Origin of the sequence: Sphingobacterium olei (genome assembly GCF_005048855.1) — a bacterium.
Taxonomy (GTDB): domain Bacteria; phylum Bacteroidota; class Bacteroidia; order Sphingobacteriales; family Sphingobacteriaceae; genus Sphingobacterium; species Sphingobacterium olei.
Genome location: NZ_SUME01000004.1, coordinates 122,029 through 145,219, shown reverse-complemented (window position 1 = coordinate 145,219; position 23,191 = coordinate 122,029). Strand labels below are relative to the sequence as shown.

Genomic DNA, 23,191 nt, shown 5'->3' with positions numbered 1-23,191 from the left:
CTAAATTACTATTCTAAATTTAAATCTTTAATCTTTCTATACAATGTTCTTTCCGAAATCCCGAGCTCTTGCGCAGCAGATTTTCGCTTCCCTTTATGCTTTTTTAATGCCTTTTTGATCAAATCGGACTCTTTATCTATCAGCGAAAGAGATTCTTCTACTTCCTCCGCATCCTGCGTATCTATTGCCATGTAGGGATTATTCGTATTCGCATTAGCTGGATTATGGATAGTTAGTGTGGAAGGATGTTTATTTTCCTCTTTATATAATTGCGGTGTATTAGGCACCACTTCTTGATAGAGCTGATTAATGTAAGGTGAATTTTGATCAAAAGTAGTCGGACTAGCACCATTTTGAAGCAATTCCACGACGAGCTTTTTTAAATCCACCATATCCTTTTTCATATCAAACAGTACCTTATATAGCAGATCCCGTTCCGAAAAATCATCCTTATTTTGATCTTTCACAAACATCGGGAGGTTCGTAGCATTTGATTCGACAGGCAGATAATTCCTCAAGATTGTGCCACTCACTATACGTTCCTTTTCCAAAACGGCTATCTGCTCTGCAATATTCTTCAATTGTCGTACATTACCCGGCCAGCTATAATTTGTAAGTAGCTCCTGTGCTTCCGGTGTTAGTTGGACTCCTGGCGTCCGATATTTATCCGAAAAATCGACCACAAACTTGCGGAATAGCAAATAGATATCCTCTTTACGTTCACGCAAAGACGGTGTACGCAATGGCACAGTATTCAAACGGTAATACAGGTCCTCACGAAACTTTCCTTTTTTCACTGCCTCAAACACATCCACATTTGTCGCCGCGACCACCCGAACATTTGTCTTTTGAACCTTTGAAGACCCAACACGGATATATTCTCCAGATTCCAAAACACGTAGCAATCGAGCTTGCGTATTCATTGGGAGTTCACCTACCTCATCTAAGAAAATAGTTCCTCCATCAACCACTTCAAAGTAACCCTTACGCGCTTCATGTGCTCCTGTAAAAGACCCCTTTTCGTGACCAAACAACTCCGAATCAATCGTTCCTTCGGGAATAGCACCACAATTAACCGCAATAAAAGGCCCATGTTTACGTGCACTCAATTGATGAATGATATGCGAAAACACTTCTTTACCTGAACCACTTTCGCCTTGTATTAAAACAGATATGTCTGTCGGTGCAACTTGTTTCGCAACATCTATCGCTCTATTGAGCAGAGGGGAATTCCCTATGATACCAAATCTATTTTTTAAATCTTGATTGTCCACAGTATTCTCCTTAATGATTAGTTAATCTACAATTTTTCCGATTAAAGTAGCAGAAGTACAGCTTTGGCCCAACACATGTACATAGTCACCCACTTTGTATCTTTCATCAACGGGGAATACAACCATCGTATTTTGATCGTTACGACCACAATAATCTTTATCCGATCGTTTGGAGAATCCTTCGATCAATACTTTATGCACTTTGCCCACGAAATGTTGCAGTCTGAACAAACTGTGTTCGCGCTGTAAATTTACCACTTCCGTCAGACGACGCTTTTTGATCTCCTCCGGAATATCATCTTCATAACGCTTAGCTGCTAATGTACCCGGACGTTCCGAGTAAGCAAACATATAAGCAAAATCATATTTCACATACTCCATCATGGATAAAGTTTCCTGGTGTTCTTCTTCTGTTTCTGTACAGAATCCGGTGATTACATCTGTAGAAATTCCACATTCTGGGATAATGCGACGGATGGCATCCACACGGTCTTTATACCACTCTCGGTCGTAGGTTCGGTTCATTAATTCCAACACACGGGAATTTCCAGATTGTACCGGAAGGTGAATATAGTTACAAATATTTTCGTAACGTCCCATGGTATACAATACCTCGTCTGTTATATCCTTGGGATGAGAAGTTGAGAAACGTACGCGTAAATCAGGACTTACTTCAGCTACTAAAGCTAATAATTGTGCAAAGTTAACCGTAGAAAGTGGTTCTTCTCCTTCCGGAACATTCGGAGTATACTTATAAGAATCAACATTTTGTCCTAACAAGGTTACTTCTTTATAACCTGCATTATACAATTCACGAGCCTCACGCACAATAGAATGTGTATCCCGACTTCTTTCACGACCCCTCGTAAATGGTACCACACAAAAAGAACACATATTATCACACCCTCTCATAATAGATATGAAGGCTGAAATACCGTTGGTATTAAGCCGGACAGGGTTAATGTCAGCATAAGTTTCTTCACGGGACAATAATACATTTACAGCCTTGCTTCCATCATCTACTTTCTCAATCAGATTAGGTAAATCTCGATATGCATCAGGACCAACTACAACATCAACCAATTTTTCTTCCTCTAAGAATTTTGATTTCAGACGTTCTGCCATACACCCCAATACACCGACAATCATCCCTGGATTCTTTGCCTTTGCAGATTCAAATTCCTTCAGGCGATTGCGCACACGTTGTTCAGCATTCTCACGTATAGAACACGTATTAATAAAAACAACATCTGCCTCCTTATAATCCTTAGTCGTTTCAAATCCCTTATCCAACAAAATGGACGCAACAATCTCACTATCAGAAAAATTCATCTGACATCCATAACTCTCTATGTACAACTTTCTCCCGTTAGAAACCTTTACGGTAGATGGTAATGATAAAGCTTCACCTTGACGATCTTCATCGTGCGTTTTTGTGCTGTGTATTAAATCTAACATATCTTAATTAAAAGTCTACAAAGTTAACAAATTAAAATTAGATATAATGACACTTTGTCAGCGTAATGTCTCATTAAAATAATGAGGATTTGCGCATTGAAAAGTAGCGAATAAAGCAAACAAGGTGTTCCTCCTGCGAGCAACACCTTGTTGTTATATTAATGAAGAGGTCCGTTTATTGACCGGCTTCTGCCTTTGCTTCTTTCACCATTTGATCACCTGCTACGATAACAATCTCTACACGACGATTTTCAGCACGTCCTGCATCCGTATCATTTGAGGAAATTGGCTCAGAATAATTTTTACCTTGTGTTTTTACACGTGCTCCCGTGAGACCTTGTGATACCGCATACGATTTTACAGCAGCGGCACGCGCTTCTGAAACTTTTTGATTAGCCGATAATGAACCGATATTATCCGTATGTCCAATGACCAAAATTTCAGTTCCGGGTTCTTTATTCAACGTTGCTACTAAATTGGCAATGTTGGATCTTGCTGCAGTTTTTAGGTTCGAACTGTTAAAATCAAACAATATACCCTCATCAAATTTCACGATAATGCCTTCATCTGCTTTGATTACTTCTGCACCTGCCACCGTATTTTCGATTTCTTTAGCCTGTTTGTCCATTTTCTTACCAATCAATGTTCCAGCGGCACCCCCAATTACAGCACCGGCTATAGCACCTACAGCAGTATTACCTGCTTTACCACCGATTAATGCCCCCACGGCACCACCAGCGGCTGTACCGATTACAGCACCTTTAGTTGTACTACTTGTATTTTGAATTGTTGAACAGCTCCCCAATAACATTGCTGATGTAGCCAAAGAAAGACCATACACAGCTAATTTTTTATTCATTTTCATAACCAATAATTATTTTAAATTTCTTACGTAAAGTACTAAACAAAGCAAATGCCAAAAGTATAGCCTACTTGCTCAATCCTGATTTAAACACTAAAAAAAACACTTTTTATTTTGAAAGTGTTTGTTCTCTATGACCATCAAGAACCTTCATAAAACTATCACAGCTATGGATGTCACCATTAATCACGAAGATTTTATCTTGATTGAGGTGGAATATTCAATTTAGGTAATTTCTGAGAAGCTGGCCTACCCTGCTCATTCCACGATTTTAACGAACGATTTACATAATCCAAAAGATCATATTGTCCCCAGGCTTGTGCCATAGAAAGAGAAGGTCTATAAAGATCCATAAAGTTTTGGAGATCATCACCACTCAATCCCGTAATTTCTGCAATTTTAGCTTTACTGAAAATCCGATCCACTTGTATTTCATCAACCTCTCGATCCATAAATTTTTCAAACCTCTTCATATTCTTTGCTTCACGACCAAATAGGTTATATAACGCAGTGGCAGGACTACTTACATACGTCCCCACTTTATTCTTTCCACCATTATATATTCCTTTCTTTTCATAGTCGCGTAGGATATCTCCCATTTCCTGTTCTCGAGACTTTCGACTTACGACTACCGTCTCTAAGTGAATTCCAGACTGCATTTCCAAAAGCAAGTCTTCCATCGTGTAGATAATGGTTTTAATAGATCCGTAGCCCGTTTTTGTAAGGGACAAGCTATCTCCAACTGATGCCTCGATATAAAACACGCCGTAACTACTTGTTGTAGTACGTTTTTTTGTCCTTAGATTAACGATATTTACGTCTTCTATTCTGCTTCCATTATCTTTATCCAATACTAATCCGGAAAGCGAAGGCATTTCTATCTGTTGAGCACGCCCCTCCATCAATGCTAGTAACAGCACAAAAAGACAACATATAGTTTTTATTATTTGTTTTAACATCCGTGGCTAAAGTAAAGAAATAGTTAGACTATAAAATGTTAAAAAGTTTTAAACTATTCATCATTCTTATTTATAGGGATAAAAAACAAAGTTTGCACCTTCCGGTACGACTACAAACAGACACATAAAATTTTCAGCCTTTTTGAAATGTTTCTCGAAATAAGCTCGCTTCTCTTCTTTTATTATCCCTCTATCTACAAATTCTTCTACCGAACTCACGTTGATAGACCAATTTGTCCCCAAATCAGACTTATCGAGTAATACCTCCCCTATCCTCACTTCATGTTGATGAGCAATGAAAATAGGGTATAATGTATATCCTTCAATGATCATTTCCGTAGAAACCTCTTTTATCGAATCGCTATAAAAATCCAAATCAACTTTTAAGCTCTGTAATGGGCTACTTTCAGCGGAGGATTGACCATCTTCGTCGGACGGTTGATTATTAAGAAGATCTTCTAAGTTCATATCACCTTTTATATCTTTATTTATGCTTGTTCTCTAATCTTCAATAGCACCACATTTTCAACATGTTGTGTATGAGGAAACATATCAACGGGTTTGATCCGTACCACATCATATTTTTCAGTAAGTATCTGCAAATCCCGAGCTTGCGTCGCTGCGTTACAGCTTACATAGACTATTTTTTCTGCTTCCATTTCCAAAATACGTTGCACGACATCTGCATGCATACCTGCACGTGGCGGATCAGTAATTACCACATCGGGCTTACCATGCTGCGATACAAAGTCAGAAGTAAGTACATCTTTCATGTCTCCAGCATAAAATTTTGTATTTCCTATTCCATTGATTTCTGAATTGAGCTTAGCATCTTCAATAGCAGAGGGCACATATTCCACGCCTACGACCTCTTTAGCCGTTCGGGCAACAAAATTCGCAATCGTGCCAGCTCCCGTATATAAATCGTAAACTAATTCATGACCTTTTAGATCCGCAAACTCACGCGTGATTTTATACAATTCATACGCCTGTTGAGAATTCGTTTGATAGAATGACTTAGCACCTACCTTAAACTTCAGTCCCTCCATTTCCTCGTAGATAAAATCACGTCCTTTGTAAACCTGAATATCTTGATCAAAAATAGTATCGTTGCGTTTTTGGTTGATGATATATAATAAGGACGTGATATCTGAAAACCGGCCATCTATAAACGACATTAACTGCTTTACTTGCCCTTCTTCCGGATAAGCAAAAACAACGATAACCATCACTTCTCCCGTTGAAGAAGTACGAATAATAAGATTACGCAACGCTCCCTCATGTGCGCGTAGGTCGTAGAACGTAATACCTTCTGCTACTGCAAAAGTACGGACTGCATTACGCAAATCATTGGAGGGATCTTGCTGCAAAAAACAATGATCGATATCCAATATTTTATCAAAACGACCCGGAACATGAAAACCCAACGCATCCATATTATCTGGAGACACCTGTTCATCTACGGACGTAAGCCATCTTTTATTGGAAAACGTGAATTCCAGTTTATTTCTATAGTACGCTGTCTGTTGTGACGGAAGAATACTTTCCATGGAAGAAGTATCAACTTTTCCGATCCGCGAAAGCGCGTTATCTACAGATTGCTGTTTGAATTGCAATTGCGCATCGTAGGTCATATGTTGCCACTTACAACCGCCACATACACCAAAATGCGGGCAAAATGGATCTACACGATGTTCAGACTTTTGAATAACATTGACCACCCTGCCTTCTGCAAAATTCTTTTTCTTCCGTTGTAATTCAACATCTACTACATCCCCGGGAACTCCTTTTTCAATAAAAAGCACTAAATCATCTTGTTTAGCGACACCTTTTCCCTCTTCTGCGATATCAATAATAGTAACGTTATTCAGGATTTTTTTCTCCTGTGGTATTCTTCTTCCCATGATTTGGCAAAAATACGCTTTTTTTGGAAGTATTAAGTATTGGGTAGTTCGTATTGAGATACGCGACGTACGAATATGCAAATTCGCGTATTCAGCTAAAGCAACGTCGCTGCTACCAGATGAGGCAACATCTCCTTCTGGAAGGAGATAAAATTTTTCTTTACATCTGCATCCGTTACTGCAGTGAAGGCGAACGAAAAAACAATATTTTTACTTGTTTTGATTAGGAAAGTAAGTTTATCCTCAGAAATAGTAGATCCTATGGTTTCATTTTGGATAAAAGAACTTAGCAATAAAAATTCCAAATCATCTGAAAGTGTTTTCAAATACTCCTGTGCATTCGCAGATTCCCGAATAAATTCCCAACCAACAAATTCATTGCAGACTGTATAAGTCACACGGCTTACACGAAGAATTGTATTTGCCAAGAAAGTAGGTAGATCTTTTTCACGCACGCCTTTATTCAGGATATCCTGCACATTCTCCTGTATATACTCCATCAATACGGCATGAAGAATCAATTCCTTGGAAGCGAAATGTTTATAGAATGTCGCTTTAGAAATATGGGATTGCCTAGCTAATTCATTGACACTGGTTTTATTATAACCATATTTACGAAAAAGCTCACGAGCGGCTTTCTTAATAGCTACGGTTATTTTATCTTGCTCCATCGGTTAATTATTTCCTACAGTATATGAATTTCCAAACGAACTTACATAGTAAGGCTTAAGGGGGCATTCAGCTACATCAATCGGTGAGCCATCTTTTAAAAACCATTTCGCTCCACTCGCTGGATCTTCCACATAAAATGCATTTGAGATCACTACTTGATTCCGTTGTTCGGGGTTCACCGGACTACATCTATCATATGCGACAAACTTATACGTACCGGCGACATTTGAAATATTGTATACGATCAAACCGCTAACTCCTCCCGAAACATAGTCGCTGCCATTCGGACGAAACGCATTGCTTGCCGTGGCTTGCGAAAATGTTTGATTGAAAGCAACATTAGGAACCACATTACAGCCGCCTTTGTCACATGCAACAGCAAGTAAAGTGAACAACGAGAAGAGTATATAGTTCCTAGTGATCCACATTATATTATATTATTTCAGTTTCAAATTGAGATAAGAAACGAACATCATTTTCGGAGAAAAGACGCAAATCTTTAATTTCGTATTTCAAATTTGTAATACGCTCGATACCCATTCCAAATGCAAAACCTGAATATTTTTTACTATCTATTCCACAGTTTTCCAACACATTGGGATCGACCATACCACATCCTAAAATTTCTACCCAACCCGATCCCTTACACAACTGACATCCTTGCCCTTTACATATCGTACAGGAGATATCCATCTCTGCCGATGGTTCGGTAAAAGGAAAATAAGAGGGACGGAAACGCACCTTTGTACCCTCTCCATATAATTCCTGTACGAAGTGAAATAACGTTTGCTTTAGATCGGCGAAAGAAACGTTTTCATCGACATACAATCCTTCAACCTGATGAAAGAAACAATGTGCACGTGCCGAAATAGCCTCATTGCGGTACACTCTCCCCGGCATAATTGCACGAAACGGAGGTTTGCCAGCTTCCATAAGACGCACTTGCACTGATGAAGTATGTGTACGAAGTGCAATATCGTTTCCATCCTGTTTTTTAATAAAAAATGTATCTTGCATATCCCTAGCAGGGTGCTCAGGAGGAAAGTTTAACGCCGAGAAATTGTGCCAATCGTCTTCGATTTCAGGCCCTTCCGCCACAACAAATCCTAATTTTTTAAAGATTTCCACGATCTCTTTACGCACCAGAGAGAGCGGATGACGAGATCCCAGTTGAAATCCTTCGCCCGGCAAGGTTAGATCCACTTCATCACGTTTCGTAGCCGTGACATTGGATTTGCCAAACAGTTCTTGACCTTCTTGGTATTTATTTTCCGCTAGTTGTTTAAATTCATTCAATACTTTACCTAAAACACGTTTTTCCTCAGAAGAAACGGTTTTAAATTCCTCGAACAAACCCTTTATCACACCCTTAGAAACTAAAAATTTTAACCTATAATTTTCTACATCTGCAGCGGATGATAGCGTAATCTGCTCAATCTCTTCGGTATACTGCTTTATTTTATCTTGCAACATAACGCCAAAGATACAGCAAAATATTAAAATTCTATGTCAGGATATTCTAATTAATATGGATTAAAATGGCAAGCCATCTTCCTCATCATCATTCTCTTTAAAGTCAACAGACTGTTCTTGTTGGGTTGTCGTATTTGAACTTGTATTGGCATTAGCCTGATTCCCAGAAGGATTTTCAAAATCCGTCCGTCGTCCTAATATATTGAAACTCTCGGCTACAATTTCTGTTGTATACCGTCGAATTCCTTCTTTATCTTCATACGAACGTGTACGCAATTTACCTTCAATATATACGAGCCTCCCCTTGCTCAAATACTTTGCGGCGACATCCGCCAGTCCACGCCACATGACAATATTATGCCATTCGGTTTGTTCGATTTTCTTTCCGTCTTTATTATACGTTTCGGAGGTGGCTAAAGGAAAACTCGCTACACTAACATTTCCGTCTAAGTAACGCAACTCAGGATCTTTACCCAAGTGTCCCACTAAAATAACTTTGTTTACGCTTGACATACTATAATTTAGGGTTTATTCAGCTAATATACTTATTTAAAAAAGAAAAAATAAGTTTATGTTTAGCTAATTTATCTAAATTTTCTGACAAAAAATAATTCCATTCTTCTTTTTTTTCTTTTACCTCAGGTAAATTTTCTAACCGATAGAATCGAGCATAAATATTCTGATGACTCAAAATGTGTTTTACTTGTCCATTTATAGGCAATAGATCCGCTCCCTCAAAATGCGTCATAAATTCATCTAGTTGCATCAACCCTACCAAATCTAGATCATCCTCGGTTTCTATCAAAGGCAATTCGAATAAATTGGACCACACATCCCCATCTCCTCGCTTAGACATCAATATAGATTCGCCCTTTTCATGAACGAAGTAATGAAAAAATCTATTCCTGCTTGCTTTTCCTTTAATCTTGACCGGTAATTCAGAAACTCTGTTCTCCTTATAAGCTACACACTCCAATCTAAAAACACAAGTTTCACACAGCGGCACCTTTGGTTTACAGTGTATTGCACCAAAATCCATTATCGCATGATTATACACCCCTGGATTATTGTTGGATATTAATTCTTGTGCAAGACTTTTGAATACCTTTTTACCTTCCCCGGAATTAATGGGTATAGCGATACCAAAATAACGCGCCAACACACGAAAAACATTCCCATCCAACACGGCCTGCTTTTCATTGACTGAAAAAGAGGAAATGGCTGCTGCAGTATAATCCCCAACTCCAGGCAACTGAACGACATCGGCATATCGTGTTGGGAAATTTCCTTGAAATTCAGCGACAACAAGTTTTGCCGCCCGATGCATATTACGCGCCCGTGAATAGTAACCAAGTCCTTGCCAAAGCCTCAAAATATCCCCCTCCTCAGCATCCGCAAATTTCCGAACATCTGGATATTTTGTTACAAAAGAATCAAAATAAGGCGCGCCTTGTTCGACGCGCGTTTGCTGAAGAATAATTTCGGATAACCAGATGATGTAGGGGTCATTTGTATTGCGCCATGGCAACTTACGGCCATTTTTTGTATACCAAGAGATTATTTTTTCCGAAAAAGACATACTGCAAAAGTGCACATTTTTAACAAATTTTAACGAGTATATTCGATCGTTGGCCTCCAACGGATTGAGCATAACTCACCTATTTCATTAAATTTGCGACACACCGTGAAAAAGTATTTAAAAGTATTTACGTAATCAAGTATGTTAAAAAATAAATCTTCTGTGCGTATCGTTAGTACGGATGGCACATCAGACAAAAATCTGATGGTGCCGACAGTCCTTCTTAAACACTGGAAAAAAATCGGCATTTCTACTCTTTCATTTATCTTTATTTTATGCGGCAGTATAGTCTATTTTGCCACAATTAAAAAAGAACAAGATATTACTAACAAATATGAAGCCACTCTAGATGAGGTAAGAGCAATGAACCGACAGTTGAGTTCAGATCAAGACGAAAGTGCGCGGGATATTCATCAAGTGAAGCAATCATTCAATAAAATAGACAGCACCTTAGAACGCATTAACGCAAAAATGAAAAAAAGGGGTTTAAAAACCATTGCCTTACAAAATGCAGGAGGACCGGTAGAACTAGATGAAGAAAACATCGAACTGTTAAGCGAATTTTATGCGGATGCTTTAAAAGAACTAGACCGTAAGTTAGCCGGTATTCCAATTGGAATACCCCATCCGGGGAAAATTACATCAAAATTTGGCTACCGTCGTAACCCCTTTACAAATAGAGGTAGGGAAATGCACTCAGGAATTGATTTAAAAGGGAGAACGGGCGACCCTGTAAAAGTAACTGCAAATGGCAAAGTCATTTTTGCAGGATATGAAGGAGCATATGGGAATGTCGTAAAAGTGGACCACCCCAATGGCTTTCAAACCCGTTATGCACACCTTTCAAAGACGAAAGTAAAAAAGGGCCAAAATATCGAAGTCGGTACGGTTGTCGGATTATTGGGCAATACGGGCAGAAGTACTGGTTCACACCTTCACTACGAAATTTTACAAAACAACAAGAAGCTTAATCCTGAAAAATACTTTAATTTTTAAACTAGCAATCACATAATCCCGGAGGTCGGGTTCAAAGAAGTAGACCCTTCGCTACCTATTTGAAATTTTATTTTCTAAAATTAAGCGCGCTTCATCGTCGTCTAGTCTCTCAATTTCATCCGTTAGCTTTCTTATTAGTTTTCGCTGAACGGATCTATATTTTGGATTATTGTACACATTTTGCATCTCTTTCGGATCCCGTGCCATATCAAAAAGCTCCCAACTATCTATACGCTTATAAAAACGGATTAATTTGTATCTCCCATCGCTTACACCAAAATGTGGAGAGACAGCGTGTTCGCCATTTTCATAATAATGATAATATACCGCATCCCGTATGGATTTAGATGTTCCTTTCATTACATTCAAAAAAGATCGACCTTGGATATCTTCCGGTATCGACACTCCTGCGAGTTCGAGTATAGTAGGTGCAATATCTACGTTCATTACCTGAGCTTCAATTTTTGATCCGGGTTTTATAACATTCGGCAATCTTGCTAACATAGGGGTACGAAAAGACTCCTCATACATAAATCGTTTATCAAACCAACCGTGCTCTCCCATATAAAAGCCCTGGTCAGAAAGATATATTACCAACGTATTTTCCTCTAAGTTGTTCTCTTTAAGATAATCCAAAACTCGCCCAATATTTCTATCTAAGGATTGGGCTGTGTTTAAGTAATCTATCATATATCTTTTAAATTTCCAGATAGCCAGCGCTTCACCATTCAAATTGGCATCATCTAATTCATTTTTTATTCGGCTATAGTAAGACCAATACTTTTGAATCTGTTCTTCGTTCATCCGCTTAAAGTTTCCCTCTTTGCGCATATCGTCCAAACTGTCGTACATCTTAAGATCATACTTGAGGCGCATATCTTTCATAATACTCATTTCTTGTAACGCTGCTGCATTACGCGTCTCATGTTGATCAAAATAAGTATCAGGAAGATCAATTTGTACACTATCATACAACCCAAAATCGCTTGTATCAGGCATCCACGTCCGATGAGTCGCTTTATGACCAATTACAATACAAAAGGGGGTATCCTCTTGCTCATCTATCCAATCTAACGCTTTATCAGTCACAATATCAGACACGTAACCATTTTCCCGGGCATTGACCTCAGGACCTTCATCGGTAGCCGTAATAAAATCTGGATTATAATAATGTCCTTGTCCAGGAAGAATACTATAATAGGAAAAACCTTTTAAATTATGTCCCAAATGTAGCTTACCCACCCAAGCCGTTTGATAGCCGGACTCTTGCAAACGCTTAACAAATAAATCTTGCGTGTGATCAAAATTAGATGTTTCGTTGTCTTTAAACCCATTTTTGTGACTATATTTTCCAGTTAGTAATGCGGCTCGACTGGGACCGCATATAGAATTATTAACATATGCACGATTAAATACAGCCCCTTCATGTGCCAAACGATCAATATTTGGTGTATTACCATACGTAGCCCCATACGCCCCGATAGTTTGAAACGCGTGATCATCTGATATGATAATTATAATATTTTTTCTCGCCTGTCCATAGGTATTAAATACATAGATAAGACATATTAGACTAATAATAAATTTCATTTAATAAAAATAAACATTCACAAACATTATTCTCCCTCTTTTTGCAAAATATGCATCTTTCTATTTAAATACCATTATACAATTTCTATAATTGCGTATAAAAGCAAATATATCTAAGTTTGTGCGATGCAACAATCATTCTCGGTCCATACCCTACACAGAGGTAAATTTATGTCAAGCTTTTTGCTGATGCTCTTTTTAGCTGGCGGCTTGAGTTCTCTTATTCCGTTTCAAGAAATTGTAAAGATTATCATTATATTATTTACGATCCCAGTCATACTATTTGTAAGCGTGAGAATGAGTCAAAATCCTTCCGTATGGCTCCTTACTGAAGAGCACCTAATTATTACCTTTCGAAAAAAGGAGATTTCCTATCCTCTTGCCGAAATAGATTATATCCAAAGTCTTACCCGTTCGGGTGGAGCTTTGTACGTCATTCATTTCCATAAGAAATCACCTAGCCGGTATTGGCGCAACAAGCTGTTCCAAGAGGAAGATGACAACAAGCTTCTTCATCATGCACTTATTGACTCCGCTGTAGAATATTATAAGTTTTAAGTTACAATTCACCCAACTCGCTTCAATTTTTGTAAGTTTGACACAAAGAAACCGAGCTTAGCCACCTCCGGTAGGTCAGGCCAGCTCATGAAGTAGTTATTATATATAATATGAAATTAAATTATATCCTGTTTTTAGCTATAGTAATATATTGTTGCAATCCCTTATTTGGACAACGTAAAGGATATTGGCAACAAGGTGTAGATTATAATATGTCCATTGATGTGCATGAAAAAACCTATCAGTACGATGGAAAGATGACGTTAAAATACACCAACAATTCGGGTCAATCACTGTCAAAAGTGTATTTCCACCTCTATTTTAACGCCTTTCAACCTGGAAGTATGATGGACTATAGACTTACATCTATTTCCGATCCAGATCCGCGGATGACAACCAACCTGGGCACAAAAGAAAAACCTATTTACCAAAGTCGCATCGCGCCACTTACACCTGATCAAATAGGTTATCAGAAGATAAAATCACTTACATTCAACGGCATTAACACAACCTATAAAGTGGACGGCACCCTATTAGAAGTGACTCTTCCTTCACCTATTCTAGACGGCGCTACGGCTACATTCCAAATGGAATGGAATGCACAGGTCCCGGAGCAAATAAGACGAAGTGGCCGAAATTCGAAAGAGGGTGTTGCCTTATCGATGACACAGTGGTACCCCAAGATGGCACATTTCGACGAATTCGGGTGGCATCTTGACGAATATGTTGCACGGGAATTTATCGCACCTTTTGGTAATTTCGACGTTAAAATCAATATCCATAAAGATTACGTACTGGGCGCGTCGGGAGTACTTCAAAATCCCGCTCATGTAAAAGGTTACCAAAAGAAACCCACAGTCAAGCCAATAAACAATAAGGTACAGTGGCATTACAAAGCGGAAAACATTCATGATTTTGCTTGGGCTGCGGACCCTAAGTTTGTAGTGGACTCTGCTAAAAGCCGTGGTGGAATAAACGTATATACAGTATATCTACCCAATGATAAGCCTACGATAGCTAACTGGCGGCAAGCGCTCGGATTGGCAACTGATTTTTTTGACTTCTGTGCCGATAAATTTGGAGCTTACCCATGGCCAAGCTACACGATTATACAAGGCGGTGACGGAGGTATGGAATACGGAACAGCTACTTTGGTAACGGGAGGTAGAAATATCAAAAGTTTAGTGGGTGTTATTTTTCACGAAGCCGCCCACTCTTGGTACCAACATCTTTTTGGCATCAATGAAACAGTCGACGAATGGTTTGACGAAGGATTTACAAGCTATGTAGAAGAGTTAGCCTTCCAGCAACTTTTTGAAAAAAAGGGTGCAGTAGACACTAACCCGGTTATTGCAGCCTATCGTGCTTATTACAAGCTCGCTCTTTCAGACAAGGAAGAACCTATGAGTCTTTTGGCAGATTATTACAATTCCAACTATGCATATAGTAACGAGGCCTACAATAAAGGCGCCGTCTTAGCCCAGCAATTGGGCTATATCATAGGACAGGAAAACTTGAACAATACATTTTTAACATTTTACGAACATTGGAAATTTAAGCATCCTACACCGAATGATTTTAAACGCGTAGCAGAAGAAGTGTCAGGAATCAATCTCAAATGGTACTTTAATCTATTTATCAATACGACACGTAAGATTGACTACGCAATTACAGAAGTAACTTCGAATAGCATTGTGCTTAAAAACAAATCCGACTTTGCGATGCCGCTAGACGTACTGGTTGAATATGAAGACGGTTCCAAAGAGTTATTTTACATTCCGCTTCGAGAAATGCGCGGAGAGAAAGCAGCAGAAAACTTTGACATCTATCAAGGCATAACCCGTACAATAGTAGAAGATTGGTTCTGGACTAAGCCTGAGTATGTGATTACAACAAATAAGCCTGCAAAAAAAGTTTGGATTGATCCATCCCAACGGCTAGCAGATGTAGAGTCATCAGACAATACTTTTGAAAGATAATTGAAGGAAGGCGGATTTAAGATCCGCCTTTTATATTTGCATTAGATATCCAAATTGAATCAAAACCGTACGTTGTCGATTGATTAGAAGCTTCAATCACCAGTTCCCCTCCCGCTGCTAGCTCCTCATGCTTCATCCAGACCCTACCCAAATCCTTACCATTTAACTTGACGCTTTTTATATAACGATTTCTATCCGAAAAATTCAAGACTTTTATAACTAGCGGTTTACCATTATTAGCAAGGGTTACTTTTGAAAAAAACGGCACATTAAGGTAATAAATCGGCTCTCCTACTAACGGCTGATGAAGGCCAATAGCCGTCATCACAAACCAACCAGACATAGCACCTGCATCGTCATCCATTGTACGCACAAAAGCTTTAGGTTCATTTTTGTAGATCCGGTCAATGTGTGCGTCGATTCCTCTACTGTTATCGTTAAAATAATACTGTATCACCGTATCCAAAGCGAGTTCATGCACTAAAGATTGATATCGCCAAGGCTTTGCACTAGCGTAATATAAAGTCGGCGACTGCATATCCGGTTCATTCGCACGATTGAAATAATGATTATCAAAAAAATCGTCCAATTGCTGTGTAAAAGCCGTCTTCCCTCCTGCCAATTTCACCAATCCTGACACGTCGAATGGGACATTCCATCGATACTGCCTTATGGTCCCTTGATACATATCTCGTGCGGACATGCGATCCACGTCGTTTCTTTTTAGATCCTTAAAATGCTTTTCCCAAACCTTTTTATAGGTCATCGCACGATTAAAATAATGATCCGACTCCTCTCCCTCAAACAACTGACTCATCGTCCACATATCATAGGCAGCTTCCAGATACTTATCTGGCTTTGAGAAATCAAAACGAGATGTATCTTTGATCAATGAGTCGCGTATTTCATCCAGATGTATTTCATAACCCTTGCCTTTAGCATCCAGCAATACTACTGCAGCGTGTTCGGTTCGCACCGAATTCGCCGGTTCATGAGGCCCGGCAAAATCATATTTACCATAGCGGTACAAATCAGAAACAGAAGATACAATAGCTTGATAGTACTGAGGGAAAGTCAATTCCAAAAGAGGAAGTTGGGTTTTATAGTTGTCCCAGATGGCCCATCCATGAAATCGGGGGAGCTCATCCTGATGAATCTCACCGTCAGTACCCCGATACTTCCCATCAGCCTCGGATATCTTATACGGAGATTGCATTGTCCGATAAAAAAGCGAATAGAACAATTTTTCACGTTCAGGATCACCTTCCACTTGTATGGCAGACAGGTATCTGTCCCAATTCGCTACCGTTTTTTGTTTTAATCTAGCATAGTCTATCGTATTATGATCCTCTAGTGTTTTCCTGGCGTAAGCGATATCTACCGCAGAAAAAGCGATTCGAAATTCGCTCTTTTCTACATTGTCTGCTAAGTGCATGCGCAGTTTATCACCTTCGACAGCCATGTCTACAACATGATTTAATGAGATCGCATAGTATATGGTATATATACCTACATTACAAGTCGTCTTTGCACGAAGCGCACCCAAAATAAGACCATCTTTTATTTCATACTTATTATTAACAAATGCACCATTAAATGCATGTGCTAAATCGATAGACAATCCCTTTTTTCCTTTTGGAAAAGTATACTCATGTATACCAAAATTACCATCTACTGCGATTTTTGCGCCGATTCCCTCTTTAAATTCTATCTCGTAAGATCCGGGAGATGCCTTTTCTCCCCTTTTCTGTAGCGGAATTTTCGTATCCTTATCACCCAAAAATGGTTTGACCAAAATCAATCCGCCACTACCCTTACATCCGACGCCTTCAAACCGGTTGTGTGTAAATCCTACAATTTCTTTCGCTAAGTACTCGTACCCCATGTGCAAAGTCGGCAGAGTCTGCGGAACAATACTCAACTGATGAAAAGGCGACGACGCAGCAGGAGAGAGTTGGCCATGGTCACCTGATGAGCCAAGAAAAACATTAACTTTCTCGCTTTGCGCCCATACATTCATATGGAGATAGAGTAGTGAGAGTAAAAAAAATCCAGAAAAATAATTCTTCATAAAGGTCTTAAATAAACCGATTTAGCATTGATTAAAAACATCGCAATTTACACTTTTTCCTGCTTTTACTTCAGTTATCTAATTAATTTTTATTAATTAGATAACTGTGTCATGATCTGGAGTCTATCGATATTAAAATCTATTATCCAAAACGGGCAAAAAGAGATACACTGTAATAGCGACTAAATAACGCTTTAAATACTGTTGCGTCATCCTGACACCTCCTTTATCCAGGATTTCGAAAGATTACATAAATAAGATCAGAATCTATGTTGCTGTATACATCGGAACTTGGATCAAGAATAAATATCCCCAAATTTATTTCCATTTGGCGCCACTTTCTGGAACCACAGAAGATTTAGGCATACTTTGTTCAATTGCTTTTTCCGGTAGCAGCAAACCGTCCCTGATCTGAAAAACCTGCAGTACATCTGCTGCTACATGTGCTTTATTTCCTGAAGCAAAATCAGTATTCTCATCGGTCTCCCACAGATAATATTGCGTACACCCGATCACTAAAAGGACACACTCATCAGGTAGTTCAACGGCTATATCAACTGTGTGAAATTTAGTCGGTTTATGTGGCACTATGAATGCGGTATCGGTGGGGAAGCATTCCGTATGAAGACCATCCGTTAACGACACAACAATGACATGAAATTTTATAGCTATGCGACTTAATCGTTCGGGAAAACTCTTTAGCTTCCAATTTTTATCATCAGGAAGAGCAATACAAATATGTCCTACGTGCAACTTTAGTTCAATTTGGGGGATCCAAGGTAATAATGAATTCCAAGATCGGCTAGTATTCAACCGAAAACCACGCAATTTGGTGTACGTTGCGTACTGCTCTTTGTTTTCTGTCTCATCAGTCGACTGTGTTTTTATTTCAGTAAGCTGATTCAGCAATTTTTGGTAAATCTCTCTCTTCATCAATTTATCGGCAATTATTTTAAACTGCTGATATATCTTTGAAGCCAATTTATTACTGTGTCCGAATGTACCCGAACTCCTCTTGCTATCCTCACTCAAATGATATTCATCCCCTCTCTTACGAAACTTCTTGGCAATATATTTGTTGAACAATTCTTCCATCTTAAGTGGTCAAAATAAATGGTAATCAAAAGCAGACTAGCTCTACACACGAATTTAACAATTAATGTCCTACAAACAAAGAAACTGGATTTTAAAAAAAACAAAATCTTTCTATAAAAAGAAAACAAAATCTTGTACCTTTAGTTAAGTTATTGCAATAACCATCGCCTGTAGGTCGAAACCCTGGCTTACGCGTCTTTCTGGCAGGCTAAATTAATCAGTTCTAAAGTAAATAAAAGTCCGTTAAAGTCCGTGCAACTCCGTTAAAGTCCGTACAACTCCGTACAACTCCGTATTAGCTTCGAGATAAGCAGTACACAACTTCGTGACAACTTCGACTTAGCTTCGTCCGTCCTTCGACGCATGTTCGGTATTATTACCGGTATCTGTCGAGTCAAAATGGAACAGCAGTCGAAGAGTTATCGAAAAATTGTCGAAGAAATTGCGAATAAGGCTCGAATCTAACCAGAAGCGGATACAATGACCTGTCAAGACGAAGGCGAAAAAAACTATATTTGCATGTATGATCTATTTCCATATTCCATTTTGTAAGCAGGCATGCCATTACTGCGACTTTCACTTTAGTACTTCCTTAAAGTACAAAGAGGACATGCTGCAAGCTATGCATAAGGAGCTCCAAATACGTGCATCTTATTTGGAAGATAAAACGGTACAATCCATCTACTTTGGTGGCGGTACGCCTTCGATCTTGGAGGCCGATGAGGTTAGCCGACTGATCGATCAGGTCGGACGCTATTTCGACATTGATTCCGAAGCGGAAATTACCTTGGAGGCAAACCCAGATGACCTAGATAGCGCTAAGGTTCAAGCATTACGAAACACGCCAATCAATAGATTTAGTATCGGTATCCAATCCTTTTATGAAGAAGACCTGAAATGGATGAATCGGGCTCATAACGCATTAGAAGCCCAGTCTTCAATTATGCGCGTGCAAGATGCAGGCTTTGAAAATATAACCTGTGATCTAATTTATGGCTATCCGTTACTCACTGACGAAAAATGGAAATCTAACATGCAACGATTGATCGATTTTGAAATTCCACACATTTCTTCCTATGCAATGACTGTAGAAAATCGGACTGCTTTGGATCACTTTATCAAACAAGGAACAACGGCTCCTCTAAATGAAGACCAAAGTGCAGAACAAATGTCGATTTTGATAGAGACTTTAATTAGCAAGGGATTTGAACATTACGAAATATCCAACTTTGCAAAGCCTGGCAAATATGCTAAACACAACACTAATTATTGGAAAGGCAAGCACTATTTAGGAATTGGGCCTTCCGCTCATTCATTTAATGGTACCTCGCGCGCTTGGAACGTCGCCAACAATGCGAAATATTGTACAGGGATATTGGAAAACTCATTTCATTTGGAAACAGAGCAACTCTCATTAGAAGATCGTGTCAATGAATACATTATGACCTCTCTTCGTACCATGTGGGGAATAGACTTAGACAAAGTGAAAAACGATTTTGGAGCCGATACCGAAAACTATTTGACAAAAGAAGTACGGCAATTTGTCGAAAAGGGAGAAGTTGAATTAACGGATCATACCTTACGCCTTACCTCGGTGGGGAAATTGGTTGCTGATCATATTGCTTCGACATTATTTCTGATCGATGAAACGCAACTTTAATTAGTAGGGCTGTCTCCTACCTTTGTCCAAGACAAACATAGGAGACAACCTCTTACCCTTACTTACCTATCTTTGCATCATACAACTTTTGGTGTATATTTTTCAGATCTGATTCCGAAATTTTAATTACTTTACGGTCATACGTCATCAACCCGTTTGTTTCTACCTCTACATCCGTTGTTTGTGTATACACACCGCCAGATAGTCCAAGTGGAATAAGCTTTGCTAGATTATTTATAAGCTCTTCATATCTCTTTTTCAGTTCTTCCTTATTTTTAAATGATTGGTATCCCCAGTTATCTTTTTGCTGCCAGCTGTGTCCATCGATAGGCAGGCCTAATCCACCAAACTCTCCTAAAGTCAATATATAATCTTTACCAAATATCTGTGGATCAGGCATTGCGGCGTCCGGATAATTATGAATATCGAGCATATGGCCAGTGTGGGCGAAGTTACCTCCACTTGCACTATTGACGATACGAGAAGGATCTTGTTTTATAGTCCATTCGGTAATTTCCTTAGTTTTGAACTGCCCCCAAGCTTCGTTGAATGGCACCCATACCACTATACTTGGATAATTATGCAGTACATCCATAATAGCTTTCCACTCTTTACGGTATATTGCTTCAGAATCAGATGAACGCACCTTGTCATGAAGACCTCCAGATATCTTTCCGGGCTGCATATCCCATACGTTTCCTCCGAGGTCGCCACTTGGCATATCCTGCCATACTAATATACCGATGCTATCGCAATAGCGATACCAGTTCGCAGGTTCTACCTTGATGTGCTTCCTTATCATATTAAAGCCCATCTCCTTTGTTTTGATGATATCAAATTTCAGTGCTTCATCAGAAGGGGCTGTATGCAAGCCATCTGGCCACCAGCCCTGATCTAAAGGTCCATAATGGAACACAAACTTATCGTTTAAATACATACGCTGAATTCCCTTCTCATCTGGTTTCATCGTGATTTTTCGCATGGCAAAATAACTTGTCGCCCTGTCGATTACTTTACCTTTGCGGAGGACTTTGATCTGTAAATCATAAAGCTTTGGATTATCTGGTGACCACAATGTAGCTTGCGGTACCGCAAGTTTAAGAACAGAACCCGTAGGAGTGCTCCCTTCTGCGATTTTAGTAGGCCCGTCGTACGCTTCTACCACAATTTGATCACCCTGCAGAGCACCTTCTACTTGCGCCTCGAAATGCAGTGCTTTGTCATCCACAGCAGGTGTGTGTTTGGTACTTACGATATACGTTTTAGGCACTGACTCTATCCATACGGTCTGCCAAATACCCGTTACCGGTGTGTACCATATACCATGCGGGTTGTTAATTTGCTTACCGCGGGGCTGAGGGCCTTCGCTTGTAGGATCCCACACGCGCATGGCAATATTCTGCTTTTTACCTTTCTTCAGAAATGAGGTCACATCAAATGAAAAAGGGTCAAATCCACCTTCGTGACGCCCAACCAGTTGACCATTGACATATAAATCACATTGCCAATCAACAGCACCAAAATGAAGGATCACGTTATTTTTATCGACTTTGAGATCTAGACTAATTTCATTATTATACCAAAGTGCCTTATCTTTTCCTACCTCTTTTCCTACCCCCGATAACGCAGACTCCACCGCAAAAGGTACCAATATATTTCCTTCCCATTCGTTCGGTATTTCCTTTTGATCTTTGGTTGTAATGGCATACTTCCATAAGCCATTTAAATTTTGCCAGTTATCCTTACGTATCAACTGCGGACGCGGATACTCTTGATGTGGTTTTGTAGCGTCCAGGTTTTCTCCCCAAGAGGTCAGTATCTTTTCACCTGCAGGTTTCCACTGCTGAGAAAAACCTTCTGATAATGTAGCTGCTATGACAACAGCAACGGCAATAGTTTTTTTCATCATACTTTTTTATTGTTATTTAAGTTTAGTTTCTTTTGTCTATATAGGGCCTGATTCCCACAGGTTCGCTAAATATCCGAATAAACATAATTTCTTTTCTTGTCATCTTGAACGAGCGATCGTAAATATCACTTCTAATTATAATGTGGTTTACTACTCAATCAACGAATCTCTAAATTTATCAAATATTCACATCAACTCATTGACATTTTGTCTCATTAAATTATTAAATTGTCTCGTCAATAGTTTTATAATTATCTCCCGGATTCTCTAAACATTTTTCTAACTTTTTTTTACTACGGGTAGCTTAAACATTATGACTATTTAAAAAAAATCGATATATTCGTACAAAAAGCACCAATCTGTACTCCCTATGCATAATAACGTTACCACACGTTTCACTATACTTGTTGCAGACGATCACCAAGATATTTTAGATTTTCTTGCGGACGATCTGGGAGAGCATTACGATGTGGTCAAGGCCAATAATGGCCAAGAAGTATTAGACTTTATAGTTACACAACATGTAGACCTTATTGTCAGCGATATTATGATGCCCTACGTCGATGGATACGAATTATGCACCCGTCTAAAAGAGAATCTTAGCTATAGTCATATTCCATTTATTATGCTCACGGCGAAAAACAATCTACAATCTAAAATTGAAGGTCTAAAATACGGTGCCGATGCTTATATCGAAAAGCCGTTTTCTCCCTCTTTTCTACAGGCGCAGATCGACAGTTTGTTGCGCAATAGACAGCATGTTCGGGAACATTACAGCAAATCACCTTTAGTACCATTGAACAGTATCGCGCTGAACAAAGCAGATCAAGCATTCCTCGAGAAACTCAACACCCTCATTATTGAAAACATTTCAGAACAGGGCTTATGTGTTGATATGCTGGCTGATCATATGCATATGAGCCGACCAACATTATATCGAAAAATCAAAGGGATTTCGAACCTTTCTCCCAATGAGCTTATTAACATCACACGACTTAAAAAAGCAGCTGACCTGTTGATCGAAGGTGAATTGAAAATCTATGAAATATCTACTACGGTAGGGTTCAATTCTTCTTCTCATTTTACCCGAAATTTTCAAAAACAATTTGGCGTATCTCCAAAAGAATATGCGGATTCAAAAGTTAAATAAAA

General features: G+C 39.0%; 20 protein-coding genes. 5 read left to right on the top strand and 15 right to left on the bottom strand.

Annotated features, from left to right (window positions below; translation table 11 throughout):
• Positions 1–8: 8 nt before the first annotated feature.
• From FAZ15_RS10655 to mutY, 11 genes are all read right to left on the bottom strand, one after another.
• Positions 9–1,274, bottom strand: coding sequence for a sigma 54-interacting transcriptional regulator (locus FAZ15_RS10655; protein WP_136901303.1), 1,266 nt, complete (start codon positions 1,272–1,274; stop codon positions 9–11).
• Positions 1,275–1,295: 21 nt separating this feature from the next.
• Entirely contained in the window at positions 1,296–2,732 is a 1,437-nt protein-coding gene (gene miaB / locus FAZ15_RS10650) for a tRNA (N6-isopentenyl adenosine(37)-C2)-methylthiotransferase MiaB (protein ID WP_136901302.1), read from the bottom strand.
• Between the two features lie 175 nt (positions 2,733–2,907).
• Positions 2,908–3,603 (bottom strand): OmpA family protein, encoded by a 696-nt coding sequence (locus tag FAZ15_RS10645; protein ID WP_136901301.1) that lies wholly within the window; start codon positions 3,601–3,603, stop codon positions 2,908–2,910.
• Positions 3,604–3,791: 188 nt separating this feature from the next.
• Entirely contained in the window at positions 3,792–4,553 is a 762-nt protein-coding gene (locus FAZ15_RS10640; RefSeq protein ID WP_136901300.1) for a hypothetical protein, read from the bottom strand.
• Between the two features lie 66 nt (positions 4,554–4,619).
• Positions 4,620–5,021: a hypothetical protein gene (locus FAZ15_RS10635; RefSeq protein ID WP_136901299.1), complete on the bottom strand. Its 402-nt coding sequence runs from the start codon at positions 5,019–5,021 to the stop codon at positions 4,620–4,622.
• A gap of 20 nt (positions 5,022–5,041) precedes the next feature.
• Positions 5,042–6,457 carry a 23S rRNA (uracil(1939)-C(5))-methyltransferase RlmD gene (gene rlmD / locus FAZ15_RS10630; RefSeq protein WP_136901298.1) on the bottom strand — a complete coding sequence of 472 codons (1,416 nt, stop codon included), beginning with the start codon at positions 6,455–6,457 and terminating at the stop codon, positions 5,042–5,044.
• Positions 6,458–6,552: 95 nt separating this feature from the next.
• A complete protein-coding gene (locus FAZ15_RS10625; RefSeq protein WP_136901297.1) occupies positions 6,553–7,128 on the bottom strand; it encodes a TetR/AcrR family transcriptional regulator in 576 nt (191 codons plus the stop codon).
• Between the two features lie 3 nt (positions 7,129–7,131).
• Entirely contained in the window at positions 7,132–7,557 is a 426-nt protein-coding gene (locus FAZ15_RS10620; RefSeq protein WP_136901296.1) for a hypothetical protein, read from the bottom strand.
• Positions 7,558–7,561: 4 nt separating this feature from the next.
• Positions 7,562–8,602 carry a phenylalanine--tRNA ligase subunit alpha gene (pheS, locus tag FAZ15_RS10615; protein WP_136901295.1) on the bottom strand — a complete coding sequence of 347 codons (1,041 nt, stop codon included), beginning with the start codon at positions 8,600–8,602 and terminating at the stop codon, positions 7,562–7,564.
• 60 nt (positions 8,603–8,662) lie between these two features.
• Positions 8,663–9,115: a single-stranded DNA-binding protein gene (locus FAZ15_RS10610; protein ID WP_136901294.1), complete on the bottom strand. Its 453-nt coding sequence runs from the start codon at positions 9,113–9,115 to the stop codon at positions 8,663–8,665.
• Positions 9,116–9,134: 19 nt separating this feature from the next.
• On the bottom strand, positions 9,135–10,181 hold the full coding sequence (gene mutY / locus FAZ15_RS10605; protein WP_136901293.1) for an A/G-specific adenine glycosylase: 1,047 nt from the start codon (positions 10,179–10,181) through the stop codon (positions 9,135–9,137).
• 141 nt (positions 10,182–10,322) lie between these two features.
• Here mutY and FAZ15_RS10600 point away from each other — a divergent pair, with 141 nt between their 5' ends.
• A complete protein-coding gene (locus tag FAZ15_RS10600) occupies positions 10,323–11,177 on the top strand; it encodes a M23 family metallopeptidase (protein ID WP_136901292.1) in 855 nt (284 codons plus the stop codon).
• A 51-nt stretch (positions 11,178–11,228) separates the two neighbouring features.
• Here the strand turns inward: FAZ15_RS10600 and FAZ15_RS10595 are convergent, their stop codons facing one another.
• The gene (locus FAZ15_RS10595) at positions 11,229–12,767 is read right to left on the bottom strand and encodes a sulfatase family protein (RefSeq protein ID WP_136901291.1); all 1,539 of its coding nucleotides are present in this window, start codon (positions 12,765–12,767) and stop codon (positions 11,229–11,231) included.
• Positions 12,768–12,938: 171 nt separating this feature from the next.
• On the opposite strand from FAZ15_RS10595, the gene FAZ15_RS10590 reads away from it, so the two are divergent.
• Together FAZ15_RS10590 and FAZ15_RS10585 are read left to right on the top strand one after the other, a co-directional pair.
• Positions 12,939–13,325: a hypothetical protein gene (locus FAZ15_RS10590; RefSeq protein WP_136901290.1), complete on the top strand. Its 387-nt coding sequence runs from the start codon at positions 12,939–12,941 to the stop codon at positions 13,323–13,325.
• Positions 13,326–13,435: 110 nt separating this feature from the next.
• Positions 13,436–15,304, top strand: coding sequence for a M1 family metallopeptidase (locus FAZ15_RS10585; RefSeq protein ID WP_136901289.1), 1,869 nt, complete (start codon positions 13,436–13,438; stop codon positions 15,302–15,304).
• A 16-nt stretch (positions 15,305–15,320) separates the two neighbouring features.
• Here FAZ15_RS10585 and FAZ15_RS10580 read toward each other — a convergent pair whose 3' ends face one another.
• Together FAZ15_RS10580 and FAZ15_RS10575 are read right to left on the bottom strand one after the other, a co-directional pair.
• Entirely contained in the window at positions 15,321–17,375 is a 2,055-nt protein-coding gene (locus tag FAZ15_RS10580) for a glycoside hydrolase domain-containing protein (protein WP_136901288.1), read from the bottom strand.
• 318 nt (positions 17,376–17,693) lie between these two features.
• On the bottom strand, positions 17,694–18,470 hold the full coding sequence (locus FAZ15_RS10575; protein WP_136901287.1) for a hypothetical protein: 777 nt from the start codon (positions 18,468–18,470) through the stop codon (positions 17,694–17,696).
• A gap of 523 nt (positions 18,471–18,993) precedes the next feature.
• Here FAZ15_RS10575 and hemW point away from each other — a divergent pair.
• Entirely contained in the window at positions 18,994–20,130 is a 1,137-nt protein-coding gene (gene hemW / locus FAZ15_RS10570) for a radical SAM family heme chaperone HemW (protein WP_136901286.1), read from the top strand.
• A gap of 58 nt (positions 20,131–20,188) precedes the next feature.
• On the opposite strand, the gene FAZ15_RS10565 is transcribed toward hemW, so the two are convergent.
• Complete coding sequence (locus FAZ15_RS10565) at positions 20,189–22,039, bottom strand: glycoside hydrolase family 2 protein (protein WP_238387220.1); 1,851 nt, start codon at positions 22,037–22,039, stop codon at positions 20,189–20,191.
• 370 nt (positions 22,040–22,409) lie between these two features.
• On the opposite strand from FAZ15_RS10565, the gene FAZ15_RS10560 reads away from it, so the two are divergent.
• Positions 22,410–23,189 carry a response regulator gene (locus tag FAZ15_RS10560; protein WP_136901285.1) on the top strand — a complete coding sequence of 260 codons (780 nt, stop codon included), beginning with the start codon at positions 22,410–22,412 and terminating at the stop codon, positions 23,187–23,189.
• Positions 23,190–23,191 lie beyond the last annotated feature (2 nt).

Bases quoted from the DNA above. Each gene is read 5' to 3' on its own strand.
- FAZ15_RS10610 (WP_136901294.1), bottom strand. From the start codon at position 9,115: ATGTCAAGCGTAAACAAAGTTATTTTAGTGGGACACTTGGGTAAAGAT.
- FAZ15_RS10590 (WP_136901290.1), top strand. From the start codon at position 12,939: ATGTCAAGCTTTTTGCTGATGCTCTTTTTAGCTGGCGGCTTGAGTTCT.
- FAZ15_RS10625 (WP_136901297.1), bottom strand. From the start codon at position 7,128: ATGGAGCAAGATAAAATAACCGTAGCTATTAAGAAAGCCGCTCGTGAG.
- miaB (WP_136901302.1), bottom strand. From the start codon at position 2,732: ATGTTAGATTTAATACACAGCACAAAAACGCACGATGAAGATCGTCAA.
- FAZ15_RS10595 (WP_136901291.1), bottom strand. From the start codon at position 12,767: ATGAAATTTATTATTAGTCTAATATGTCTTATCTATGTATTTAATACC.
- pheS (WP_136901295.1), bottom strand. From the start codon at position 8,602: ATGTTGCAAGATAAAATAAAGCAGTATACCGAAGAGATTGAGCAGATT.
- FAZ15_RS10600 (WP_136901292.1), top strand. From the start codon at position 10,323: ATGTTAAAAAATAAATCTTCTGTGCGTATCGTTAGTACGGATGGCACA.
- FAZ15_RS10575 (WP_136901287.1), bottom strand. From the start codon at position 18,470: ATGGAAGAATTGTTCAACAAATATATTGCCAAGAAGTTTCGTAAGAGA.
- FAZ15_RS10585 (WP_136901289.1), top strand. From the start codon at position 13,436: ATGAAATTAAATTATATCCTGTTTTTAGCTATAGTAATATATTGTTGC.
- hemW (WP_136901286.1), top strand. From the start codon at position 18,994: ATGATCTATTTCCATATTCCATTTTGTAAGCAGGCATGCCATTACTGC.
- rlmD (WP_136901298.1), bottom strand. From the start codon at position 6,457: ATGGGAAGAAGAATACCACAGGAGAAAAAAATCCTGAATAACGTTACT.
- FAZ15_RS10640 (WP_136901300.1), bottom strand. From the start codon at position 4,553: ATGTTAAAACAAATAATAAAAACTATATGTTGTCTTTTTGTGCTGTTA.
- FAZ15_RS10560 (WP_136901285.1), top strand. From the start codon at position 22,410: ATGCATAATAACGTTACCACACGTTTCACTATACTTGTTGCAGACGAT.
- mutY (WP_136901293.1), bottom strand. From the start codon at position 10,181: ATGTCTTTTTCGGAAAAAATAATCTCTTGGTATACAAAAAATGGCCGT.
- FAZ15_RS10565 (WP_238387220.1), bottom strand. From the start codon at position 22,039: ATGATGAAAAAAACTATTGCCGTTGCTGTTGTCATAGCAGCTACATTA.
- FAZ15_RS10620 (WP_136901296.1), bottom strand. From the start codon at position 7,557: ATGTGGATCACTAGGAACTATATACTCTTCTCGTTGTTCACTTTACTT.
- FAZ15_RS10580 (WP_136901288.1), bottom strand. From the start codon at position 17,375: ATGAAGAATTATTTTTCTGGATTTTTTTTACTCTCACTACTCTATCTC.
- FAZ15_RS10635 (WP_136901299.1), bottom strand. From the start codon at position 5,021: ATGAACTTAGAAGATCTTCTTAATAATCAACCGTCCGACGAAGATGGT.